This is a genomic window from Cohnella luojiensis, assembly GCF_004564235.1.
Classification (GTDB): Bacteria; Bacillota; Bacilli; order Paenibacillales; family Paenibacillaceae; genus Cohnella; species Cohnella luojiensis.
The window spans coordinates 55,483-79,632 of sequence record NZ_SOMN01000006.1 but is presented as its reverse complement, the minus strand read 5'-3'; the positions used below and the strand labels follow the sequence as shown (position 1 = coordinate 79,632).

Below are 24,150 nucleotides of genomic sequence, written 5' to 3'. Positions count from 1 at the left end.
TATGTGTAATCGTTTTTCGCTAACCGCGGAATTGTCGGACTTAACGGAGGATTTCCGCATCGACCGGGTACATGTTCCTTACACGAGACGGTACAACATCTCGCCGACTCAACAAATTCCCATCATTCAACAGATGGGGGAAGAACGTTGCCTGAACCAGCATAGGTGGGGCTTAATGCCCTACTGGGGTAAAAATTCGATCAATGCCAGCGTCGATACGTTAGGCGACCGCAACTATCTGCGAAACATGCTCACGAAGAAGAGATGCGTTATCCCTTGCAGCGGCTTCTATATTTGGAAGCAGGAAGGAAAGAGCAAGAGCGCCTGGCGCGTCGTGCACCGGAGTAAGACGACCTTCGCGATGCCGGGGATTTACGACGTGTGGTTGGATTCGGAAAGAAACGAATTTCCCATGTGCACCGTAATCACGAGAGGCTCGGCATTCGATACCGATCATGCCTTGCCGTTGATCTTAGAAGAGGAGTCCATGGAAGCATGGCTTAATCAGAAAGAAACGCGTTCGGAGGCGCTTCAGTCGTTGTTGCAATCGCTGCCCGAGGCAGACTTCCGAACCTACTCGGTCAACCCTTTCGTAGAGGATAGGGGGCTGGAAACTCCGGATTGCATCGCGGAGATTCATCCTTCGCTCTCGTTGGTCAAGATTTAGCGCTAATGTGTTCTGTACACCGCGGCAACAATAATGCAGCTATCAAGCTGCATTATTTGATTTTTCCTAGAGAAATCTTCCTTTTTATTAACTATAATAGAGAAAAGACAATAGGAGATGAGCTCTCGATGTTAACAACTTATAAAATCGCGGTGGCAGGCTGCGGAGGCATGGCCAATACTTGGGTTAAATATGCCTTAGGCCGTTCGGATGCGGAAATTGTCGCGTTGGTCGATATCAAGCAAGAATACGCCCAAGCTATGGCGGAGCGACATGGACTCTCCTGCGGCACGTATACGGATATTAAGGAAGCAATCGAAGAGACCGGAGCTAACTTGGTGTTCGATATCACTATTCCGGCTAGCCATTTCACCATCAGCACGACGGCGATGAATCTGGGATGCGACGTCTTCGCCGAGAAACCGTTAGCCGAGAAGCTCTCCGAATGCCAAGAGATCATTAGGGTGTCGGATCGGACGGGACGCACGCATACCGTCATGCAGAATCGCCGCTTCGACAATCGGATTCGCGCTCTCCGGGAATTGATCACGGAAGGATTTATCGGCAAACCGGGTTACGCGGGCGCAGACTTCTTCCTCGGTCCGCATTTCGGAGGATTCCGCGATACGATGGATAGCCCTCTCCTGCTGGATATGGCCATTCATACGTTCGACCAGGCCCGCTTAATCCTTGGCGCTGACCCGGTATCCGTGTATTGTCAGGAATTTAACCCTGCGGGGTCTTGGTATGAGGGACAAGCCGCCGCCGTTTGCATATTCGAAATGTCGGACGGGTCCGTGTTCTGTTACCGCGGCTCTTGGTGCGCGGAAGGCGCGCCTACCTCTTGGGAAGCATCGTGGCGGGTGACGGGGGAGAAGGGGACGGCCATCTGGGATGGCACGGGCAATCCCTATGCCGAAGCGGTCGCACCGGGTAATCAGGAAGGCGGATTCACTCGTGAATATATCCGGAAGGTTGCGGAAGTGCCGGAGCAACCGAAATCGTTCCATGAAGGCTGCCTGGACGAGATGTTCGCCGCGCTTGAGGAAGGCAGAAGGGCAGAAACGGATTGCCGTGACAATATTTATAGCATGGCGATGGTTCTCGGCGCGATCGAAAGCTCCAAGACAGGGCGGAAAGTCATGATTTCCGAGCTTATGGGCTAATTGTTTCGCCATATCCCGACACGATTCTCTTTGGAAACAACCTGAGTTGTTGTATAATGTTGCTATCCATCATCATCGTTGCGGAGGTAGCACATTGGCTCAGTTGTATTTCAAATACGGAACTATGAATAGCGGTAAATCGTTCGAAATCATTAAAGTCGCTCACAATTACGAAGAGCAAGGAAAACCGGTATTGATTTTCACGCCCTCGATCGATACGAGGAACGGTTCGGATAAGGTCGGATCCAGGGTAGGGTTTACGCGTCCCGCCATTACGGTCGACGAAAATACGAATTTGTACGATTCGGTCGTCACGCAGCTTTCGGGGTCTGGCCGATTTTTCTGCGTGCTCGTGGATGAAGCACAATGGTTGAAAAAACATCATATCGTGGAATTAACCCGCGTGGTCGATGAATTAAACGTGCCCGTCATGGCGTTCGGGCTTAAAAACGATTTCCAGAACGAGCTGTTCGAGGGCAGTTATAATTTACTGGTGTACGCGGATAAAATCGAGGAAATCAAAACGATTTGTTGGTATTGCGACCGAAAAGCCACGATGGTCATTCGGTTCAAAGACGGCATTCCGGTTAACGAAGGCGATCAAATTCAGGTCGGCGGCAGCGAAGACTACAAGCCGGTGTGCCGACGCTGTTATAACGAAGCGTTCAAGAAAAAATAATAGGGGCGAGCATGAGCGTCAAGATCATCCGACAGGGTTGATTTTGACGCTTTTTTTGGCACCGCGCGGCTTCTTGACCAGAGTCAGAAATGCGATCAGGACAGGAATGATAACGATTGGAAGCAGGGAGGAGATAGGATAAATTCCAAGGATATATAGGGATAGATCCATCATTCGAATAAAGCTTTTATGGGCAATGGCAAAAAATAACAAGCATATGGGAAAAACAAAAAATCTCGTCTCTTTGATCCGAAATACATGTCCCGCCACAAGCATGAAAATATATTGAATCACAATGATTTCGAACAATGTGAATACGGTCCAAATACTAATGACGAAAATTTCGATTCTTTCCATATATTCCCCGAATCTAACCAATTGAGCGGCCGAGAAATAGGGAAACGTAGCCGCATGACTCAAGTTGAAGCCTAGCGATCCGAACACCATATAGGTCACGGCTAACAAATATAAACCCGATAAAGCCATTGGGATGGCTGTGCTCGAGAAGATTTTTTTTACATTTTTTACCCGCGACAGAATAAATCCGAATATTATCGCCTTACCGAAAGGAAAGGCCAAAGTAACCATTCCTCCGAAAACGATTTCCGATGCTCTGCTTTGGAATTGCGGTAGGAAAGGGTTGGTATCGATCTCCCGTACTATAAAAAAACTAACGATGACAATCGCGACAATAAAAAACGGAAGGATCACTTGAATGGATCGCGCCAACGTGCCGAGGCCAAGATAAACGGCATATGCAGTACAAAGAAAAATAAGGAACATTAATACGATATTAGGCGTATTCGGGAGTATGGCTGTCGTATAGAAGAACGATAATGCCCGATACGCGGCTCCCCCCGTTTCGAGCATATAGACAAGATAAAGGCAAAGCGCGAGCTTCGCAAACCATTTTCCCAGCAATTCGTCGAAGATTTCAGCCATGCTTAAATGAGGGTATTGCTTTTGCGCGTATACGAATAGCCACAACATCCCGATCGAAACGGTAATGCCCAAGAGGTAGGACATCCATACATCCTGCTTGATCAATTTCGCTTCGATTAAGAATAACGTCGAGAATCCCGACAAAAAACTGAAAACGAGACTTCCAAACTGCTTGTTCGATATTTTTTCCTGCGATGTCATCTGAAAGCCTCCAGCTTTATATTCAATACGTTTTCGAACATATATTTAGCTACCCGTTCGTATAAGAAGCTGTATATATTTTCAACGGTAGGCCATGCATTGCCGATACCGGGAATAAAATAACCAGCAATAAACCCGCAGAATAGAAACAACAGGAAGGCATCGTATTTAGATTGCCGTTTCCATAAGCGAACCCCTCCCGCAATCCCATAACAGATGGTAAGGATACAAATAGATCCAACTATCATTTTTTATTCGACTCCCATCGATTGGATCATTCCCAACTGTTCGATTTTTACGGAAACATGGACTTGAACCGGAATCGTCGGATATACGGCATCCCAATCCTTTTTCAACATTGTCCAACCTTTAGGATGATACTGAATAAAGCGATCGGAGAACCCGAGAACGTCTACTTTTAATCCCTTTTGAAAATGATCTATGCTTTTCTGAATCTTTGCCGCCATTTGCCGGGCCGCCGCTTGCTCCAACTGTAGGATGACTTCCCGGCGGTTAAGATTCAGATTATGGTCCATATTCCCCATAGTCGCATTTAATTGGATATCGATGTTCATTTTCGGGGTTCCTTGGACAAAGCTGCTATGGATGACGGAGTTAGAAACATGATAGAAAACCGATAATTTCAAGGACTGGAAATGGATAACCTCCGCAATTTCAAGTTCTTTCCATCGGCTTTTTTTCGATAATAGATGAACAGTTATCGTATCGTTTCCGTCCAGCCAGTCGATGAATTTTCCTTTATAGAACACGGCTCCCCCCTTTAAGATAAGGATTTCATGAGGTTTGGACTTTGATTGGGCCGTACTCAACCTGCTCGTTACATAACCCCGGTATTGGCTAGGGAAAAGGTTCACGATGTCTCTAATTATCATTGTGATGCTTTTGCCCCATTCCTTTTCATTTCGGACTTTTCCAAGCAACTCGTTCGAGATAAGATCTCCGGAATCGGATTTCACTTGTAATTTATCTGCCGCTTTTCCCTCGCTGACAATCAGATAGCTGGTAATGCGAATTTGACGATTCCTCGATAGGAAATCGACGATTTCATAAAAGGAATACCGTGCCGCCTCCTCTCCTACGATAAAAAATTTAGCGTGCTGGAAGATCAAGGATTTACCCGCTCGGCTCCGCAAGTTTTTGGCTGCATCCAAGAATGATTCGCCCGATCCGCTTGCCACCCACTCCGAAAGTTTTCCTGTTTTATCGCCTCCCGGCATAGCGGGTAATATGCAATAAGTCGTAAAGGTATATTTTTTATTTTCCTTGTCGTAATCTACGCCAATGGACATAACCAATGCGGTGTCGCTGATTTCGCGAACATCCGGAGAGCATCCTGCTAATAGGCTAAGAAGCGAAAATGCAATTAGAAGCTTTTTAATGCTATTCATGCTTTTTCACCCTTGAAATTCTTCTATATCGGACGGGCAGGAGGAAATATTTTTTCAACGAATTTCGCCAGCTTGCGGATTCGACCGGATCCAGGAAAAGAACGCCGCAGGACCGTAAGGAGCATAAATGCAAAATAATGGCGAACATGCCCATAGAGAGGCCGAAAACGCCTGAAGTAGCAGCAAGAAGCATCAGAGGAAATCGAAGCATGCGCAATGCGATAGCCGTATTAAATGATGGAATGGTAAAGGAGGCAATCCCGGTCATGGCGACGACGATAACCATCGGACGGGATACGATCCCGGATTGTACGGCGGCTTCTCCGATGATGAGCGCACCCACGATGCTGACGGATTGGCCCGCGATGCGCGGCAACCGCAGGCTGGCATCCCGCAGCACTTCGAAAGCGATCTCCATAAGGAACGCTTCGACATAACTCGGAAAGGGAATCCCCGCTTTCGTGGAAAGGAAGGTCATCATCAACGGAGTAGGGATCATTTCCAGATGAAAAGTCGTCAAGGCGATATATAAAGAAGGCCCGAATAAGGATATAAACAGGGTGATCATGCGAATTGCGCGCATGAAATTCGCAAAATAAAACCTTTCGAATTGGTCTTCGCTCGGGTGCAGCAATTCAAAAAACGTGGTGGGAGTAATTAGCGCAATCGGCGTCCCATCCATCATGATCGCGATCTTTCCTCTGTTAAGCGCCGATACGACCCGGTCGGGTCTTTCCGTATTAAGGATCTGAGGAAACGGCGAAAACGTGCTATCCTGTATCCATTCCTCGATTTCGGCGCTATCCGACACAACGTCCATATTTATGGATTCGATCCTGCTCTTGAGCTCCTTCAATACCGCGCCGTCAACTTTGTTCTCAAGATATAAGAGGATTAAGCTCGTTTGACTTTGCTTGCCAATCAGGTACGCTTTCGATTTCAGCTCCGAAGTCTTTAATCTCCGATATACGAGACCCAAGTTTTTCTGCAAGTCTTCGGTGAATCCTTCGCGCGGTCCCCGAACGTTAAGCTCAAGCTTCGGTTCTTCTATCGAGCGCGTCTCATATCCGGGCAAATTAATGCCGTATGCCTTGGAGTGGCCTTCAACGAAGATAAGGATACCCGCATCGGAAATCATGCTCACGGCCGCATCGATTTGCGGCAGTACCTTTATTTCTCCAAGAGAGTGGATCGATTCCATTATCGTATCTTCCGCAGATCCGTTCTGCAGCCGAAGATCTTCGCTTATTTTTCGGATGATTTGTTGGTTTAATCTTTTTTCATCAATCAAGACGCTTAAATACACAATGGAAGCAAGAGGACTTCCTTCCTCTTTATGGATATTTCTTACAACTAAATGCTCATTGTCCGCGAACCGTTGCAGCAGCTTTTCTACGTTCAAGTCAACGGAAGTACGGATTGGCTCCGGACGTTGTTCCATTCTTCTGCCCCCAATACGCACATGATAGTCGGTCGAATTCCAAATTTTTCATCAAAAGTTATTATTGGATATTGCGCTTAGAAGTATTCATAAAGCATTGTCGATTCCAATGTATGCTATTACAATGGAAAGATAGAGTTCGGTTGGAGACAACTAGATTGCGAGGGATAGCTTTGTCTGATAACAATAGAGAGTGGATCGAGTTATGGCCGGATGGTGCTCCGTGGGCGCAAGGAAATAAAGACGAGGATATCCCTGCGATTAGGTCTTATCTCGTACAAGGAGAAGGAAGAGGTGCCGTCATCGTATGTCCCGGAGGCGGATATGGAATGCGCGCCGACCACGAAGGAGAACCGATCGCGAAGTGGCTTAACGGCATCGGTATCCATGCTTTCGTACTGCGTTACAGGGTCGCGCCATACCGTTATCCCTGCGCGTTGACCGATGCTCAGAGAGCGGTACGCTATGTGAGGCACCATGCGAGCGAGTGGGGAATCAATGCCGGCAAGATCGGCGTACTCGGTTTCTCGGCCGGAGGGCATCTAACCGCATCGGTCGGTACCCATTACGATTCCGGGAAACCGGAAGCCGTTGATCCTATCGATAGGCAGTCATGCCGACCGGACGCCATTCTTCCGTGTTATCCGGTTATCACCTTGAAACCGCCATTTTTCCATCAAGGCTCGGCGTTGAATCTTCTCGGTGACAATCCTGATCCGGAGCTAATCGAACTCTTGAGCTGCGAGGGTCAAGTCACGCCAGACACTCCGCCGACTTTCTTATGGCACACATCGGATGACGGTGCCGTACCCGTGGAGAACTCGTTGCTCTTCGCGGCCGCGCTGAGCAAGAACAAAGTTCCGTTCGATTTGCACGTATACGAGCATGGCCGGCACGGTCTAGGACTGGCAGAGGATGAACCGCATGTCGCCTCTTGGACTTCCATATGCGGATCTTGGCTCAAAAGCCAGCAATTCTAAGTTAGGAGCTTTCCCATGCTTTTCGTTTGGATTGCCCTATGGGCTATTGCGCTTATTCTGTTGCTTGCCGACCCTCGTTCTCCCGTAAACCGCAGGCTCGGCGCGGTTGCCTTAAGCGGGGGAGCGGGAGCTATGGCTGCTACGCTTGCCGATGTATTTATCCCTTATATTCATTCCGAACATCCTAATGCCGGCTTGGAGGACGCGTTATATACCGTCCAAGCCGGCGCTTCATTGACGTCTTATTACGGACTTCCGTATGGTTATCTTCTTTTTGCGATGGCTTACCATCCCATTAACTTATCGCGGAAAGTATTAAGAATAGCTTCGCTTGTTTTGACGACCCCTATTATCCTTTGCGTTATTTTTACCCCTCCATATAATGAATACGAGCCGATTTCCCATTCGATCGTCGTTTGGTGGGCGGTTCCTTATTTCTTGCTGGCGACGGCTTTGGTCTTGTCCAAGAGATCGAGCCATCATTCGCTCCCCCACACCCATTGGTTGATCTGCCTAGCGGTGTTGCCGCCCGTTCTTTTTACCATGATGATGAGTTATATACTTCCAAGCTTCGGGATATTGAGAATGTGGAAATATAACGTATGGTTCGTCGCGCTCGGGGTTGCGGTGTTCCTTATCGGGCTTTTCACTTATGGATTCCTAGGGGTTCGGGTGTTGATCGATAGACGCAGGCTCGACTCGACGCTGCGGGCGGTCACTTCAGGAACGGCGATTCTTCACCATGCGATCAAGAACGACGTAGGGAAAATGCGGCTTTTCACCGAGAAAATGAAGGTTTACGCCGAGAGGACGGACCAACGGGAGTTGTTGGAGGATATTCGCGTACTCCAAGATGCATCCCGTCATATCCAGGATATGATCTCCCGGGTTCATCGCCGCACGGAGGATCTAGTCGTTCAGCCTAGAGAGGTCGATGTGAAGACGCTTGTTAGAAGTACGCTGAAGCCATATGAGCCATTGCTTGGCAAGATTAAACTGCACGTCACGATTCCTGAAGGCTGGCAGTGCTTCCTTGATCCCGCGCAAGTAGGAGAGGCGCTCAATAACCTTATTTCAAATGCGGTCGACGCGATGAATGGGGAAGGCCATCTCTTCATTACCCTTCGCGAAGGGAAAAGGGAGCTGACATTGGAGGTACGCGATACCGGACCCGGGATGGACAAAGCACAGGCGGCTAAAGCTCTTGAACCGTTCTATACGACGAAAAGCGGCAAGGAAGCCAACTTCGGGCTCGGTTTGCCTTATGCCTATTACGTCATGCGCAAACACGGAGGTTCGCTCCATATTCGCAGCAAGAAGGGGATCGGTACGCGCGTGTATTTGATTTTCCCGAAGCGGAGCGTTAAGGCAGTTAAGATGCAACAGGATGTTTCGGTCGCGGAGGGGAAAGAAGCCCATGGATAAGATCAAAGTATGGATCGTCGAGGATGACAAAGATTGGCTTCGCGGGCTGCATGCGTTTTTGGGCTCTCAGACGGGGATAGAGGTTACAAATACGTCGGACAATCCGGATGCGGTTAGGTTGGCGCTTGCGGATGGCGGAACAGGTTTAGCGGATGTCGTGCTCATGGATATTATGCTTGACGGAGTTCCGGCTGGTATCGCACTCGCCGAAGAGGTGACGGTCTCAACCGGAGCGCGGGTTATTATGTTGACCTCTATGGAAGAGAAGGAGTTTATCTTTCGTTCATTTCAAGCGGGAGCTATCGACTATCAGATTAAATCGGATTTCGAAGCTTTGCCGGACGCGATCAGAGCGGCGGCGCGCAGGGAATCGCCGATTAGCCCCGCAGCAGCCGAAAGGATGCGCGAGGAATTCCGCAGGCTGAAGCAATTGGAACGGGATTTCGAGACGAAGAAAATGCAGGATCTGATTACTCCATCGGAGTTGGAACTGCTTAAGCTAATCGACAAAGGTTACTCCCAGTCCGAAATCGCGAGTCGCCTCGTCGTCTCGATCCGCACGGTCAAGAACCACATCAACCACATCCTCAAGAAGCTGGGCTCCAAAGGCTCCAAGGAAGCGGCAAAGGAAGCCAAAGAGAAAGGTTTGTTTTAAACGTTGCTCATACCGCTCCGGGTGCCTCGCTCTGACAACTCAAAGTACCTCATCCGTCGATTTAAAGCGGCAGCGCCGCTTTATTTCCACTTAAAGTATCTCATCCGTCGATTTAAAGCGGCAGAGCTGCTCTATTTCCACTCAAAGTACCTCATCCGTCGATTTAAAGCGGCAGAGCTGCTCTATTTCCACTCAAAGTACCTCATCCGTCGATTTAAAGCGGCGAAGCCGCTCTAATCCTACTAAAAGTCCAATTAGACCGCTCACAGCGGTTTAGAGAAGCCAAAGCCCCCACTTTTACTCAATTAGACCGCTCCCAGCGGCTTAGAGAAGCCAAAGCTCCCGATTTTACTCAATTAGACCGCTCCCAGCGGCTTAGAGAAGCCAAAGCTCCCGATTTTACTCAATTAGACCGCTCGCAGCGGCTTGGAGCAGTTGGAACTCCCGATTTTACTCAATTAGACCGCTCACAGCGGCTTAGAGAAGCCAAAGCTCCCGCTTTACTCAATTAGACCGCTCGCAGCGGCTTGGAGCAGTTGACACGGATACATAAGTCTCAACAAGGGTACCATGTAAAGTTGGTACTATTTTTTTTGCGCGAATTTTCTAGAATGAAGTTGTAAACAAGCAAATCACACTCGCTGAAAAGAGGGAAGACAATGGCATTCGAACCGTTCTCGTTAGCGCATGGATTAGGGATCGCGATGGCCGCGATTTTCGTGCTCGCTATTGTCGTCTTCCGTAAGCGATTAACCGGGAAGACGGCGAACCGCAACGCCAGATACGCGCTAGTCGCAACGCTCGTCAGCTGTGAGCTTTCGCTTCAAGCATGGTATGGCTTGACGGATAATTGGGGCCTTCATTCCCTTCCGTTCCAGCTCTGCAGCATCATGATGTGGTTGTCCGCTATGCTGCTGCTTACTCGAAACCGCAAGCTCTATGAGATCGCCTTTTTCCTCGGCATTATGGGCGCGATGCAGGCAATCCTAACTCCGAATCTGGATGTGACTTACCCGCAATTCCGCTTTTTTCATTTCTTCATCGCACATGGCGCCATCATCGGAGCGAGCGTTTTTCTCACGGTCATAGAGGGCTACCGTCCGACAGCGGCCTCGGTATTTCGGGCAATCGGGTGGCTCCATGTATTGGCCATACCCGCCGCGATCGCCAACATCCTAACCGGCAGCAACTTCATGTTCCTGGCCCGCAAGCCGAATACGGCCTCGGTGCTGGATTTGTTAGCCCCGTGGCCATGGTACCTTCTCCAACTGGAGCTGGTAGCGTTAATCCTTTGCTTCACCTTGCTCGGCATCGTAAAGATTCTAGATCGGCTGATACTAGGATCTCGTAATCCAACTTCTAAACCTGTGGGAGAGTGATCGGAAATGGAGCATATTCTTCGTAAGCATTGGACATCGCTTTTAGGCGTCCTGTTCATCTTGGCGGCATTCATCACGTTGTTCAAATATTCCATGGAACAAGGCTGGATAACCGACAGCATGAAGATCGGTTTTGGGTTGCTTAGCGGTACGGGTCTTGGCATCGCAGGACTGGCATTGGCGAATAGAAACATCAAGTGGCAGTCTAGCGTGCAGATCATGATCGGTTTAGGAGCATGTATTTTATATTCTACTTTTTCTTTCGCGGGAATCTATTATGGTTTGTGGAGTCCAATGATCGTACTGATCGGAATGACGGCTGTGACCGCAGGAGTTTCTGCTTATGCTTACCGATTCGATTCCAGGATGCTGATGAGCATCGCGCTTGCCGGGGGATTACTGTCTCCGTTGCTCATGCAACCGGTGACGGATCAGGTGTTCACCTTGTTTCTCTATCTGTTCGTCCTGAACTCGGCGTTCTTCTTTCTCAGCATCGCCAAAAGGTGGAGCGAGCTTAGAATCATCGCCTTCCTCGGAACCTGGCTAGTCTATGCGGTTTATTTCGTGCACTTCGATCCGCCTATTGATGGGCTATGGAGCATGCCGATCCGTTATGCGCTGGCCGCGTTTGTTTTTTACCTCGTTGGCTTCCTGTTGTCCTCTTGGAAAAATAACCGGTGCTTCGACGGTTGGAACCTCTATCTAAGCTTGGCTAACGGAGTATTGTTCGGATGCTGGGCGATTTATATCTTGCAAGGAGATTTGCACTATGCCTATATTTTAACGCTGATCGGTCTCGTCTATATGCTCTCGGGTGCAATTATCTTCCGGCTTACGAAGGAATTTCAGATGGCTTCCGCAAGCCAACTTCTTGGGGGGCTGCTCATGCTGCTTCTCGCTGCTTCGCAACTGGGCGGCGGCATGGAATCCAAACCGTTAATCAACGTGTTCGTATGGGGAGGGATAGCCGGAATTCTAGCCGTCATCGGACAAATCAAGCATAGGACGATCCTAAGTTTATCTTCGCTCGTCATCTGGTTATCCATAGGAATCTATTGGTTCGCGGTCACTTGGAGTTCGCCTCGCGGCGAATGGTTCGGCACGTATATTCCTTTCCTGAATTGGGGAGCCATGTCTTGGATTCTGCTCGCTGCTATCGGGTTCTATTATTCTGCCAACGGTATCGTCTCGGAGATGACCAAGGGCTTCGAGAAGTTATTATCCAATATATTCGCGCTCTTATCGCATCTAATCGTCGGTGGTTTGCTCACTGTCCAAATCCAGAACGTTTACCTCGTCTATTATGAAAAAGCAGCGGCAGATCAGTTGTTGCAGCTCAGCTTAAGCGTATCCTGGGGCATATACGCGTTGCTATTGTTTCTATGGGGAGCGTACCGACGCCAGGCGTTGTTCCGTTTCTTCGGCGCCGCGGTTCTGTTAATCGTCGCGATCAAGGCGATGTTCTTGGATCTGGAAGGCGAAGAAATGTTATACAAAGTCGCTGTGCTGCTTATTCTTGGTGGCATTTCATTCCTCATCTCTTGGATTAATGGAAAGTGGAAAGAGGAACAAAACGATAGTCTCGTCAAAACCGATTTGTGATACAATGTATCCCAATAAAGGAGTGACGACAATGCTGCTGCAAAAAGGTCAAAAGCTATTATTCATTGGAGATTCGATTACGGATTGCGATCGGGCGAAGCCCGCAGGGGAAGGGTTGTTCGGAGCGCTTGGGAAAGGGTACGTCTCGTTGGTCGATGCATTCCTGCAAGCCGTATATCCAGAGCTTGGCATTCGGGTCGTGAATACGGGGATGAGCGGAAATACCGTAGTCGATCTGAAAGACAGATGGGAGGAAGACGTGCTTGATCGTAAGCCGGACTGGTTGTCCATCATGATCGGAACGAACGACGTTTGGCGGCAATACGATACTCCGTTCATTAAGGAATGGCATGTTTACGCGGATAAGTATGAGGCGACCCTGCGCCAATTGGTTGAGAAAACGAAGCCGCACGTAAACAAAATCGTATTGATGACGCCGTTCTATTTGGAGAGTAACGCGCAAGATGCCATGCGCCGGACGATGGATGAATACGGGGCGATCGTGAAGAAAATCGCCGAGGAATCAGGCGCTTTATTCGTGGATACGCAGGCCGCGTTTAACGTCGTGCTTAAGGATCTATACGCCGCGACGTTAGCGTGGGATCGCGTTCATCCGACTCAAGCGGGACATGTCGTTCTGGCGAGGGCTTTCCTGAACAAGATCGGCTTCGATTGGAACCGAGGATGATAATGAGGATGTAGTGGAAACCGCCAATGCTCGCGCGATTGCGAGAGGTTGGCGGTTTCTATTCGTTGATTCGGAATCGTTCTAGATGCTGGGTAAGATTTTCTTCCAGTAGGACTTCCCGTTGCTTTCTCCCCATCAAGTCGAAGTGGGGAAAAGGGGGGCGATTATGGATATACCTAGGATTAAGTCCGCGCGAGATGCACCATTGAGTCAAGCGCTCCAGATCCGCATTGCCTACTTTCGTCACCGTGCGGATATCCGGAAACCGGGGATCGAACCAATAATGGGTCAAGAAGGCCGTTTCCCCGCGGGAAACGGCTATTTTCCACTCGTTTAATTCCGCTCTCTTGATACCGAATGCCACTTCTTTTCATCCTTTTCTCCATAAGATATGCTCTCTATAGTATAACACGTAGATTAAGGTTTGACGGTTCGCGGGATGGGGTGGATAATAGACGGCATGGACATTTTTCTGCATATTCTATGGAACAACGTACTTCCATTGTCGGTCATCATTAGCCTGGGTATCATTCTACACCGAATATTCAATCTGGACATCAAGACGCTCTCTAAGCTGAATTTTTATTTGTTTTCACCCGCGATTATTTTCGAGTTGCTGTACGGGACGGCCATTTCCCTGCAATTATTCGGTCAGGTCATGCTCTTCTTCGTCCTATTCATGCTCGCCCAATATGCGTTGCTGGAAGCGGTCATCCGGCTGCGTAAATACGACGGCGGCAAGAAAGCGGCGATGAGGAATAGCGTTCTGTTCTATAATAGCGCGAATTACGGTATCCCCATCAATCAGCTTGCATTCTCGGCTAACGCTTATACGTTGTCCGTACAGATCCTAATCATGATGATGCAATCGCTCGTTCCGAATACGTACGGAATCTATAATGTCAACGCACATAAAGCCGATTGGCGCGAGATTCGCAAAGTGATTCTGTCGATGCCGGTCATCTATGTCATTCCGCTCGCCTTCTTAATGCGTTGGTTGCATGTGCCTTTACCGGAATTCCTCAGCATTTCCGTTGGATACTTATCGAATGCCTTCATCGGAACAGCTCTATTCACTCTCGGAGTCCAGCTGGGAAGCATGAATGGAATGTTGACCAGGAAACTAGCGCTGGACGTCGGGATCGCATCGGCTCTTCGGTTGCTAGCGGGTCCCTTGCTCGCCTGGGGCGTAGTTCTATTGCTTCATCTGGATGGAATGATGTCTGCGGCACTCATCGTTTCATCTGCCGTGCCTACGTCACTATCTAGCGTGCTGCTCGCCGTTGAATTCGATAACGAGAAGGATTTCGCCTCGCAAACCGTGCTTATATCCACTGCGTTAAGCATCGTTACGGTGACGATGGTCATTTATTTGTTGCGCGTCTCCTAAGCAGTTAAGAATGCAGTTCGAATCCGAAAGGAAGAGGGCTGTTTTTTTCTGCTTCTTAGTGGACTCACAGTTAAATTTATATGTATATTCAAGCCTAAGAGTGAAGTTCATTCACAGTCAACAATGTTACAATAACGATAGAAGCCCAATCATGTAGAGGAAGAAGGCGAATCCCAGTTGAATAAGGTGAGAATCGGTATTGTCGGATTAGGGAACATGGGAACCGGACATGCGAATTATTTGATTGAAGGTCAAGTAAAAGGAGCGGAATTGGCAGCCGTAAGCGATATTAGGCCGGAGAGATTAAAGCTGGCGCAGGAACAATGGGGAGACAACGTTCGGACTTTCGAAAGCCCGGAAGCGATGTTTCGTTCCGGCGCGATCGACGGAGTGCTGCTCTGTACCCCTCATTACGAGCATCCGCTTCAAGCAATCGATGCTTTCTCATGCGGCCTTCACGTGCTGGTGGAGAAACCGGCCGGCGTCTACACGCGACAAGTGCGGGAAATGAACGAAGCCGCGGCGGGCAGCGGAAAGGTATACGGGATCATGTACAACCAACGCACGAATCCTCTTTATATGAAGCTTAGGGGATTGATTTCTTCGGGAGAGCTTGGAGAAATCCGGCGAATGAATTGGATTATCACGAATTGGTACCGCTCTCAAAGCTATTATAACTCGGGCGGATGGAGAGCGACTTGGGCGGGAGAAGGCGGCGGAGTTCTTATTAACCAGGATCCGCACCAGTTGGATCTGTGGCAATGGGCGACCGGACTTATGCCTACTCGTATCCGCGCATTCTGCTCCTTCGGCAAACATCGGGATATCGAGGTAGAGAACGATGTAACGGCGTATGCGGAATACGAAAATGGCGCAACCGGGGTATTCGTTACTTCGACCCACGAAAGTCCAGGCACGAACCGTTTTGAAATTTCGGGAAACCGGGGCAAGATCGTCATCGAAGACGATAAAATGACCTTCTGGCGGTTGCGTCAGCCGGAATCGGAATTTAACCGAACGAATACGAACGCCTTCGCGCAGCCGGAATGTTGGAAGTTCGAGATCCCGGTTTCCGGGGGAGGAGCCCAACACATGGAGATCACGCAAAATTGGACGAACGCGATCCTTCACGGAACGCCTTTGATAGCGCCGGGCGAAGAAGGTATTAAAGGTCTAACGTTATCCAATGCCATGCTCCTGTCCACTTGGACGGATGGCTGGGTTGATCTTCCGATTGACGAGAATCTATTCTATGACAAGCTGCAGGAACAAATCGAACGATCGGCAAACTCGAAAAGGTAAAGGAGGTTCGACATGTCCCAAGCGAATGGCATGAATTACGCGCCTCAAGGCAAGCCGAAATCGGTAGTCGCGCACGATGAGTTTACTTTTGCGGCAATGTCGCTTGACCACGGACACATCTACGGCATGTGCAACGGACTTCAGGAAGCGGGCGCAACGTTAAAATGGGTATACGATCCCGATCCGGACAAGGTTCGCCGATTCATCGAAACCTACCCCCATGTTCGCGCAGCCGCGTCGGAGCAGCAGATTCTGCAAGATCCGACGGTTACGCTGGTCGCGGCCGCGGGTATCCCGTGCGATCGCGGTCCTCTGGGCGTCAAAGTCATGGAGCACGGCAAAGATTATTTCGTCGACAAAACTCCGTTTACTTCGTTGGCGCAATTGGAGCAGGCAAAGCATACGGTTGGCAGAACAGGGCGCAAATACTCCGTCTATTACAGCGAACGGCTTCATGTGGAGAGCGCGGTATACGCCGGCCAATTGGTTAAGGACGGTGCCATCGGCCGAGTCGTTCAGGTTCTTGGGTTAGGACCTCACAGGCTGAACGCCGCCCAAAGACCGGATTGGTTTTTCCGGAAAGAGCAATACGGAGGCATACTGTGCGATATCGGGAGCCACCAAATCGAGCAATTTCTGTACTTTGCAGGCTGCGACGATGCCGAAGTCCTCCATAGCAAAGTTGCCAATTACGCAAACAAGCAATTTTCGGAGTTGGAAGACTATGGCGACGCCACCCTTGTCGGAAATAACGGCGCGACGAATTATTTTCGCGTGGACTGGTTGACGCCCGACGGACTCTCGACTTGGGGAGACGGACGTACGGTCATTATGGGGACGAACGGTTACATCGAATTGCGCAAGTACGTCGACGTCGCTCGGGAAGCCAAGGGAGACCAACTTTACTTGGTGAACGGCGAGGGAGAATATCATATGGATTTAAGCGGCAAGGTAGGCTTTCCGTATTTCGGCGAGTTGATCTTGGACGGATTGAACCGAACGGAAAACGCCATGTCTCAGGCGCACGCTTTCAAGGCGGCGGAGCTTTGCCTGAAGGCGCAAGCCAAAGCCATCCGCGTCGAATAATCAAATCTTATAGAGGAGGACTACAGCATGATCAAGTTGTCGGTTTTTACGGTTTCAACGCCGGAGCTGGACCCGGGCGAACTTACGGCCGCAGCCAAGCAAGCGGGCATAAAAGGCATCGAATGGCGTTATAAGGAAACGCCTCAAGGTTTGTCGGCCGAGGCGCCTTCATTCTGGGGCAACAATCGTTGCACGATCTCTCCGGCGGGAGGAGAAGAGGAGCTCGACCGTTTCAAGCGGGCGGCAGAAAGGAATGGAATGAAGACGATCAGCGTTACCCCCTATTTGCAGGCGGGCGATCTCGCGGCGACCGAACAGGTGCTGCGTGCCGCTCGATACCTGGGAGCATCTTTCATACGAGTCGGCGTTCCCGGATATGACCGAAGCAAGCCGTTCAATGAATTATTCGAGCATGCCAGGACTTATCTAAAGAATGCCGAAGCGCTTTGCAAGCAGTACGGAATAAAGGGATTAGTCGAGATTCACCATGGTACTCTCGCGGCTTCGGCGTCCGGCGCGCGGAGATTGGTAGAGGACTTGGATCCGAGTTTCATAGGCGTTCTCTTCGACCCCGGCAATTCCGTTCATGAAGGCTTCGAGAACTATAGAATGTCTCTCGAGATCCTGGGCCCTTATTTGGCGCACGTACACGTGAAGAACGCAGGGTGGAAAGTAAAAGGAACGTCCGAGGATGGCAACGCGATCTGGCAATGCGAATGGGCAGGGCTTAAGGAAGGAATGGTCCCTTGGAAGCAAGTGATCGCCGATTTGGTTGCGGTGGGTTACGACGGGTATTTGGGAGTGGAGGATTTCAGCAAGCAATTCCCGGATTCCGCGGACATGATGACCCATTTTGCGGAATATATGAGAGGCATTCTGGCGGAGCATCAAACCCATGTTTGAATATAGCTATCGTTCTACAGGACCTTTCGAACCGGTATTTCATTCCCATACCTTCTACGAGGTTTACTATTTTCACGAGGGCAAATGCAATTATTTGATCGGAGATCAGATCTATAATCTTTCTCCCGGCGATCTGATCTTGATGTACGGAATGACGCTGCATTGCCCGAAGATCGACCCGTCGGTCCCTTACATCCGGTCGATCATCCATTTCGATCCGGCAATATTAAGGCCTTACTTGGAGCTTCCGCAAGCGGTACCTATCATGCAGCCCTTCGAGAAATTCAAGAACTACCGGCTTTGTCTGCGCGGAGCGAATAAAGAAGAGGCGGAGCGGATACTCGTTACTATGCACGGATATCAGCAGCGGGGAGACCAAGTTGGGGCGGGGCGGCTATTGCTCGCTTTCGTCGATTTGCTTCATTTCGTCTATGACCAGTGCCTGCAGCCTCTTAGCGAGCAACGGGAATTTCCGTCCGACAAGGAAAAGACCGTGCAGAATGTCGTCGCGTTGTTGGAAGACCGTTATGCGGACGACGAGCTTAATATGGAGCGGCTGCAAAAGGAGCTTCATCTCAGCAAGTCGTACTTGGCCAAAATTTTCAAAGAAGTGACGGGAGTTACGATATTCGAGTATGTGTACCGCAAGCGCGTGAACGAAGCGAAGATTCTGTTCCTTCTGCATCCCGGCATGGCCGTGACGGAGGTGTCGTTCCGGCTGGGATTCAAACATCTTGCGCACTTCAGCAGGCTTTTCAAGCGGCATGTCGGGTCTACGCCCGAACGCTACAAGAGAGAATTAAAGGATAAGCGCGTAACCATGCAGAAGGTAGGAGACGGAGAATGGATTTATTCGACTTAAAAGGGAAGACTGCGGTCGTGATCGGAGGCTCTTCGACGCTTGGCGGAGCAATGGCCGAAGCGTTAGCCGCATATGGAGCCAAGGTGGCGTTGACGGGACGCAAGGTCGAGAATGCTGACCCAATCCGGAAACGAATCGAGTCGGCGGGCGGGGAAGCGCGTTGCTACGCGGTCGAAGCGACGTCCAAAGCGGATTTGGAGAAACTGCTGCGGGAGGTGGCGGCTTGGACGGGCGGCGTCGATATTCTGCTTAATTGTCCGGGCGTGAATAGCGCTAAACCTTTCTTCGATATCGAGGAAGAGGAATGGGATCGGATCATGGACGTGAACGCCAAAAGCGTCATGCTTGCTTGTCAGGTGTTCGGCAAGCATATGGTCGAGCGAGGGCTAGGAGGAAGCATCATTAATCTGTCCTCCGTGTCTTCGGCTCCTCCATTGTCGCGGGTATTCGCTTATTCCGCTTCCAAAGCGGCGGTGAACAACATGACGCAATTTCTCGCCCGCGAGTTCGCGCCCGCCCGCGTTAGAGTGAACGCGATCTTACCGGGATTTTTCCCGGCGGAGCAAAACCGGGCGATATTGTCCGAGGAGAGGGTTGCGTCCATCATGGGACACACTCCGATGAAACGCTTCGGAGATCCGGCCGAGCTGCAAGGGGCGGTCGTCTATTTGGCTTCCGAACGGGCGTCGGGTTACGTGACGGGATCGATGCTTAGAGTGGACGGCGGCTTTGGCGCCATGACGATCTGATCTGATTGAAGTTGTTAGAGTGATGGAAGGGGGAATGGTTGAGGTGCAAATGACTTTTCGTTGGTTTGGGGACAGCGACCCGGTGAAGCTATGGCAAATTCGCCAAATTCCCGGAGTGACCGGAATCGTAAGCGCGATCTATGACGTGCCGGTGGGTGAAGAATGGCCGCTCGAGAAAATCGTTCAGCTTAAAGAAGAGGTTGAATCCGCTGGTCTTTCTCTCAGCGTTATCGAAAGCGTGCCCGTCCATGAGCATATTAAGCTGGGACTGCCTGGACGCGATCGTTACATTGAAAATTATGGACGAACGTTGCGTAACCTCGCCCAAGCGGGAGTCGGAATCGTCTGCTATAACTTCATGCCTGTATTCGATTGGACGCGATCGCAGCTGGACTATGTGCTGGAGGATGGCTCGAACGCGCTCATTTACGAGGAAGAGGTCGTTCAACGGATGAATCCTCTGAGCGGCGAGTTGCAATTGCCCGGCTGGGATAGCAGTTACAGGAAAGAGGAGCTGCGGTTGTTGTTCGACCAATACGCTTTGGTGGATGAGGAGAAGCTGTGGGACAACTTGGCTTATTTCGTAAAGGCGATCATGCCCATAGCGGAGAAAGTCGGAGTTAGGATGGCTATTCACCCGGATGATCCGCCATGGCCTATCTTCGGGCTTCCGCGTATTATTACCGACGGGGATGCTTTGAATAAATTCCTTCGACTCTACGATCATCCGGTGAACGGGTTATGCTTGTGCAGCGGATCGCTGGGAGCGAATCCGAACAACGACATGCCGGCGCTCATCCGCCGATTCGGCGCGGAAGGAAGAATCAACTTCATGCACGCGCGCAATATCAAGCATACGGGCGAGCGTTCTTTTCAAGAATCGGCGCACTTGTCCTCGGCGGGTTCATTGGATATGGGAGAGATCATGCGGGCATTGCGCGACGTGAATTATGCCGGCCCCGTTCGTCCCGATCACGGGCGAATGATCTGGGGCGAGACCGGTAAGCCGGGTTACGGTCTATATGACCGCGCTCTGGGGGCTGTCTATCTGAATGGAATGTGGGAAGCTCTGACCAAAGAGCGGGCCGCGTCGGACAAAAATTAACCAATTAGCCGTCATACCGTATATTCGTACAGGAATTCCAAGCTTTCATGGATTGGACAGCGGTGGTAAAATGGGATACGTTGGTTAATAACGATTATCGTATCCACTACACCCATCAAAAGGAGCTTATCCCTATGCCCTCAGAAATCATGCAAGCCTTGTCACGCGAGAAAATCGTAGCCATTATACGCGGAATTTCCGCAGAGTCCGGGGACGCGACGGCCAAAGCGTTGGCAGACGGCGGAATCGTATTCCTGGAAGTGACCTTGAATACGGATGGCGCATTGAACATGATCTCGCGGTTTCGCGATAAGTATGAAGGCCGTCTGAGAATCGGAGCGGGTACCGTGCTGGATTTGGGACAAGCCAAAGAAGCGGCAGCGGCCGGAGCCGAATATATTATATCTCCCAATCTGGACGAAGAAGTCATTTACTTCGGCGTTGAGAACGGCGTAGAGGTGTGGCCGGGAACGATGACGCCGACGGAAATCGTCCGTGCGTATAAGGCGGGCGCGTCCGCGGTGAAAGTGTTCCCGATGGGCTCGCTTGGAATCAATTATTTGAAGGAAATCCGCGCGCCTTTGAACCATATCCCGATGGTGGCCACCGGGGGAGTAAATCTGCAGAATATCAATGATGTCTTAGGTGCCGGAGCGATTGCGGTCGGTTTGGGCGGAAACCTTGTCGATAAGCAACTCGTGAAAGACGGTAAATTCGAAGAACTGACCAAGCTAGCCCGAGATTTCGTGAACAAGGTTCAAGGGGCTAAGACGGTATGAGTTCTTCCAGGGGGACCGACGTCGTCACGATTGGGGAAAGCATGGTGCTGATGCAGCCGATGAGCGAAGGCTCGCTGGCGTACGCCCCTTTATTTACTCGCTCAATCGCTGGCGCCGAATCGAACGTGTCGATCGGATTGTCACGATTAGGGTTTAAGGTTCGTTGGATTAGCCGCTTAGGTGCCGACCCGTTCGGTGACGTCATCCTGTCTACTTTAGCTGGCGAAGGGATTGACGTTTCCCGAGTGGTAAGAGATTCCTCGTACCCAACGGCAATTTATTTCAAAGAATTCAAGGGGTATGGAGATCCGAACGTCTATTATTACCGCAAAGGGTCGGCCGTCAGCAGGTTATCCCCGCGCGATGTGGAAGACTCCTGGCTGCAAGGTGCCAAGCACTTGCACGTAACGGGCATTACTCCAGCTCTCGGACCCGAGACGGGAGACGCGGTGAAATTGTTAATGAAGCAAGCCCGCGAGCTCGGGATGACGATTTCTTTCGATCCGAATCTTCGTCGCAAGCTATGGGGTGAAGAAGAAGCGCGCGCGATGCTGCTCTCCTTGATTCCGCTCTGCGATATATTCCTGCCCGGCATAGAAGAGGCCGAGTTCCTGATCGGGGAGAAAACCGAAGAAGAATACGGCGCTCGCTTCCTCGGGTTAGGGGCAAAAACCGTCGTTCTCAAGCTGGGCGAACGCGGTTCCATCGGGTTTGCCGAAGGCTCGTCGCCCGTAAAGGCCGATCCGTTCCCGGTGACGAGAATCGTGGATACTGTCGGTGCGGGAGATGCTTTCGCTGCCGGATTCCTGTCCGGTTTCTTGGAGGGTGGGAATCTAACGAACGAAGACAATCTTCGGACAGCGCTGAAGAGAGCCAACTTTATGGGCTCGCTGGCGACGCAATACAAAGGCGATTGGGAAGGCCTTCCCAAACGGGACGAGCTGTTGAGGCTTCTGTCCGGCGGGAAAGAGATTACTCGCTAATTGAGAGCTTAAAAAACCGAGCAAGGGTTATCCCTTCGCTCGGTTTTTTATAAACTCCGCCCGACGCCGCCGAATCGCACCGAGATAGTAACAAAACTTTACTATCTCCGCCCGACGCCGCCGAATCGCACCGAGATAGTAACAAAACTTTACTATCTCCGCCCGACGCGGCCGAATCGCACCGAGATAGTAACAAAACTTTACTACCTCCGCCCGACGCGGCCGAATCGCACCGAGATAGTAACAAAACTTTACTATCTCCGCTCTCCGCGGTCCAATCGCACGGAGATAACGAAGAAAGTTAGGTAACTCCGCCCTCCACGGCCAAATCGCTGGGAAATAACGAAGAAAGTTGGTTAACTCCACCCACCGCCGCCAAATCGCGCGGAGATAACGATGAAAATTAGTTAACTCTATCCGCCATTCCAGAATCGAACCATCTCGGCTTCACTCAGATCGCCCAGTTCCCGTTCCGGAAAATAGCTACAACATTCCCGTCATCCGTAACGCCGTCGATATCCAGGTCCGAGCGACCGATCATGAAGTCGACATGGGTTAGGCTATCGTTGAGACCCTTGTCTTTCAATTGCTCCTTGCTCATCGCCAACCCGCCCTCTAAGCAGAAAGGGAAGGCAAAGCCGATCGCCAAGTGGCATGCCGCATTTTCATCGAACAAAGTATTGTAAAAGATCAGATCGGTGTTCGAGATCGGGGAATGATGCGGAACGAGCGCGATTTCGCCTAAGTAGTGGGAACCGTCATCCGTCTCGACAAGCTCTCTCAGAGTTTCGTAAGCTTTCTCGGCTTGGAAGTCCACGATTCGGCCATCCTTGAACGTCAGCGAGAAGTTCTCTATTAAATTACCGTTGTAGTTCAGCGGCTTGCTGCTGGACACTGTACCGTTTACTTTCTCTCTGTGAGGTGAAGTGAACACTTCTTCCGTCGGCATGTTCGGGATAAACAGATTGCCTTCCGAATTATGTTTTCCGGCGCTTGCCCATAGATTTCCCTCAGGCAGACCGATCGTAAGATCCGTCCCCGGAGCCCGATAACGAAGTTCTTTGAACTTCCTTTCGGTCAACCATTGGGCCTTATCGCGAAGGGTGTTTGCATGCTCTTTCCACGTCTCGACCGGATTAGGGGCATCTACTCGCGTAGCCGCGAATATCGCTTCCCACAAGGCGTCGATGCGCTCCTGTTCTTCCAAATCCGGGAATACTTTGTTTGCCCATTCGGCTGATGGATAGGCGACAATGGACCAAGCGACTTTATTGTTCAAAGTGAAGTGCCGGAACGGTTGGAGAGCGGTTTGCTGGGCTTTGGACGTGAGCGCAATCCTGCTAGCGTCAATTCCTTTCAGTAGATCGGGATTCTCCGCTACTACCCATAGGAATGCCGCTCCTTCTTTGGCCATATCGACTCTCCCTTGCGCATGCCAGGCCGGATAGTAGGAAAGCCCTTCCTCAGATGCCAGCTCCGAACGCGTGCGGATGATATTCTCGTCGCTCCAATCGACGTGGACGTATTTGGCGCCGATTTTATAAGCTTGCTTTGCCACTTCGCGAACAAGCGGCGCGGCGCCGATCGTTGATATGATGCATAACGTTTGGCCGGGCTGCACATTCACGCCGACCTCTACAGCCAAAGCTGCATATTGCTCTAATCGTTGCTGGAAATTGACCATTTTATCCATCCTCTCCTTCAAGGTCAATTATAGTCATTTCCAATAGGCGGATGCAAAAGGGTACCGCCTCCTC

At 50.5% G+C, this 24,150-nt stretch carries 24 protein-coding genes; 18 read left to right on the top strand and 6 right to left on the bottom strand.

Annotation, left to right across the window (positions count from 1 at the left end; translation table 11 throughout):
* Nucleotide 1 precedes the first annotated feature (1 nt).
* The 3 genes from E2980_RS07175 to E2980_RS07165 all read left to right on the top strand — a co-directional run bounded on the left by E2980_RS07175 (nt 2) and on the right by E2980_RS07165 (nt 2,512).
* Nucleotides 2-667, top strand: coding sequence for an SOS response-associated peptidase (locus E2980_RS07175; RefSeq protein WP_135151465.1), 666 nt, complete (start codon nt 2-4; stop codon nt 665-667).
* A gap of 128 nt (nt 668-795) precedes the next feature.
* Nucleotides 796-1,833 carry a Gfo/Idh/MocA family protein gene (locus tag E2980_RS07170; protein WP_135151464.1) on the top strand — a complete coding sequence of 346 codons (1,038 nt, stop codon included), beginning with the start codon at nt 796-798 and terminating at the stop codon, nt 1,831-1,833.
* A gap of 94 nt (nt 1,834-1,927) precedes the next feature.
* Nucleotides 1,928-2,512: a thymidine kinase gene (locus tag E2980_RS07165; protein ID WP_135151463.1), complete on the top strand. Its 585-nt coding sequence runs from the start codon at nt 1,928-1,930 to the stop codon at nt 2,510-2,512.
* Between the two features lie 24 nt (nt 2,513-2,536).
* Here the strand turns inward: E2980_RS07165 and E2980_RS07160 are convergent, their stop codons facing one another.
* From E2980_RS07160 to E2980_RS07145, 4 genes are read right to left on the bottom strand one after another with little or no spacing between them, the layout of a single operon-like run.
* Nucleotides 2,537-3,655, bottom strand: coding sequence for a GerAB/ArcD/ProY family transporter (locus E2980_RS07160; RefSeq protein WP_135151462.1), 1,119 nt, complete (start codon nt 3,653-3,655; stop codon nt 2,537-2,539).
* Entirely contained in the window at nt 3,652-3,903 is a 252-nt protein-coding gene (locus tag E2980_RS07155) for a hypothetical protein (protein WP_135151461.1), read from the bottom strand. The genes E2980_RS07160 and E2980_RS07155 overlap by 4 nt, the downstream gene beginning before the upstream one ends.
* 3 nt (nt 3,904-3,906) lie before the next feature.
* Nucleotides 3,907-5,064 (bottom strand): Ger(x)C family spore germination protein, encoded by a 1,158-nt coding sequence (locus E2980_RS07150; RefSeq protein WP_135151460.1) that lies wholly within the window; start codon nt 5,062-5,064, stop codon nt 3,907-3,909.
* The gene (locus E2980_RS07145) at nt 5,057-6,505 is read right to left on the bottom strand and encodes a spore germination protein (protein WP_135151459.1); all 1,449 of its coding nucleotides are present in this window, start codon (nt 6,503-6,505) and stop codon (nt 5,057-5,059) included. Before E2980_RS07145 ends, E2980_RS07150 begins: the two co-directional genes overlap by 8 nt.
* Before the next feature lie 173 nt (nt 6,506-6,678).
* Here E2980_RS07145 and E2980_RS07140 point away from each other — a divergent pair, with 173 nt between their 5' ends.
* From E2980_RS07140 to E2980_RS07115, 6 genes are all read left to right on the top strand, one after another.
* Entirely contained in the window at nt 6,679-7,485 is an 807-nt protein-coding gene (locus E2980_RS07140; protein WP_240702918.1) for an alpha/beta hydrolase, read from the top strand.
* A gap of 15 nt (nt 7,486-7,500) precedes the next feature.
* Nucleotides 7,501-8,910: a sensor histidine kinase gene (locus E2980_RS07135; RefSeq protein WP_135151457.1), complete on the top strand. Its 1,410-nt coding sequence runs from the start codon at nt 7,501-7,503 to the stop codon at nt 8,908-8,910.
* Nucleotides 8,903-9,565, top strand: coding sequence for a response regulator transcription factor (locus E2980_RS07130; RefSeq protein ID WP_135151456.1), 663 nt, complete (start codon nt 8,903-8,905; stop codon nt 9,563-9,565). Before E2980_RS07135 ends, E2980_RS07130 begins: the two co-directional genes overlap by 8 nt.
* Before the next feature lie 659 nt (nt 9,566-10,224).
* Nucleotides 10,225-10,944 (top strand): YwaF family protein, encoded by a 720-nt coding sequence (locus E2980_RS07125; protein WP_135151455.1) that lies wholly within the window; start codon nt 10,225-10,227, stop codon nt 10,942-10,944.
* A gap of 6 nt (nt 10,945-10,950) precedes the next feature.
* A complete protein-coding gene (locus E2980_RS07120) occupies nt 10,951-12,546 on the top strand; it encodes a DUF2339 domain-containing protein (RefSeq protein WP_135151454.1) in 1,596 nt (531 codons plus the stop codon).
* Between the two features lie 31 nt (nt 12,547-12,577).
* Entirely contained in the window at nt 12,578-13,234 is a 657-nt protein-coding gene (locus tag E2980_RS07115; protein ID WP_135151453.1) for an SGNH/GDSL hydrolase family protein, read from the top strand.
* Nucleotides 13,235-13,292: 58 nt separating this feature from the next.
* Here E2980_RS07115 and E2980_RS07110 read toward each other — a convergent pair whose 3' ends face one another.
* A complete protein-coding gene (locus E2980_RS07110) occupies nt 13,293-13,598 on the bottom strand; it encodes a hypothetical protein (RefSeq protein ID WP_135151452.1) in 306 nt (101 codons plus the stop codon).
* A 96-nt stretch (nt 13,599-13,694) separates the two neighbouring features.
* Between E2980_RS07110 and E2980_RS07105 the strand changes: the two genes are divergently transcribed.
* The 9 genes from E2980_RS07105 (at nt 13,695) to E2980_RS07065 (ending at nt 22,393) form a co-directional block, all read left to right on the top strand.
* Entirely contained in the window at nt 13,695-14,624 is a 930-nt protein-coding gene (locus E2980_RS07105; RefSeq protein WP_135151451.1) for an AEC family transporter, read from the top strand.
* Nucleotides 14,625-14,801: 177 nt separating this feature from the next.
* Complete coding sequence (locus E2980_RS07100) at nt 14,802-15,926, top strand: Gfo/Idh/MocA family protein (protein ID WP_135151450.1); 1,125 nt, start codon at nt 14,802-14,804, stop codon at nt 15,924-15,926.
* A 12-nt stretch (nt 15,927-15,938) separates the two neighbouring features.
* Nucleotides 15,939-17,012: a Gfo/Idh/MocA family protein gene (locus tag E2980_RS07095; protein ID WP_135151449.1), complete on the top strand. Its 1,074-nt coding sequence runs from the start codon at nt 15,939-15,941 to the stop codon at nt 17,010-17,012.
* Nucleotides 17,013-17,042: 30 nt separating this feature from the next.
* Nucleotides 17,043-17,915: a sugar phosphate isomerase/epimerase family protein gene (locus E2980_RS07090; protein WP_135151568.1), complete on the top strand. Its 873-nt coding sequence runs from the start codon at nt 17,043-17,045 to the stop codon at nt 17,913-17,915.
* Nucleotides 17,908-18,777, top strand: a complete 870-nt coding sequence (locus E2980_RS07085; protein WP_135151448.1) for an AraC family transcriptional regulator — start codon at nt 17,908-17,910, stop codon at nt 18,775-18,777. The genes E2980_RS07090 and E2980_RS07085 overlap by 8 nt, the downstream gene beginning before the upstream one ends.
* Nucleotides 18,759-19,526 carry an SDR family oxidoreductase gene (locus E2980_RS07080; RefSeq protein ID WP_135151447.1) on the top strand — a complete coding sequence of 256 codons (768 nt, stop codon included), beginning with the start codon at nt 18,759-18,761 and terminating at the stop codon, nt 19,524-19,526. Before E2980_RS07085 ends, E2980_RS07080 begins: the two co-directional genes overlap by 19 nt.
* Before the next feature lie 43 nt (nt 19,527-19,569).
* The gene (gene uxuA, locus E2980_RS07075) at nt 19,570-20,631 is read left to right on the top strand and encodes a mannonate dehydratase (RefSeq protein WP_135151446.1); all 1,062 of its coding nucleotides are present in this window, start codon (nt 19,570-19,572) and stop codon (nt 20,629-20,631) included.
* Nucleotides 20,632-20,765: 134 nt separating this feature from the next.
* Nucleotides 20,766-21,410 (top strand): bifunctional 4-hydroxy-2-oxoglutarate aldolase/2-dehydro-3-deoxy-phosphogluconate aldolase, encoded by a 645-nt coding sequence (locus E2980_RS07070; protein WP_135151567.1) that lies wholly within the window; start codon nt 20,766-20,768, stop codon nt 21,408-21,410.
* Nucleotides 21,407-22,393, top strand: a complete 987-nt coding sequence (locus E2980_RS07065) for a sugar kinase (protein ID WP_135151445.1) — start codon at nt 21,407-21,409, stop codon at nt 22,391-22,393. Before E2980_RS07070 ends, E2980_RS07065 begins: the two co-directional genes overlap by 4 nt.
* Nucleotides 22,394-22,844: 451 nt before the next feature.
* On the opposite strand, the gene E2980_RS07060 is transcribed toward E2980_RS07065, so the two are convergent.
* Nucleotides 22,845-24,077, bottom strand: a complete 1,233-nt coding sequence (locus E2980_RS07060; protein WP_135151566.1) for an aminopeptidase — start codon at nt 24,075-24,077, stop codon at nt 22,845-22,847.
* Nucleotides 24,078-24,150 lie beyond the last annotated feature (73 nt).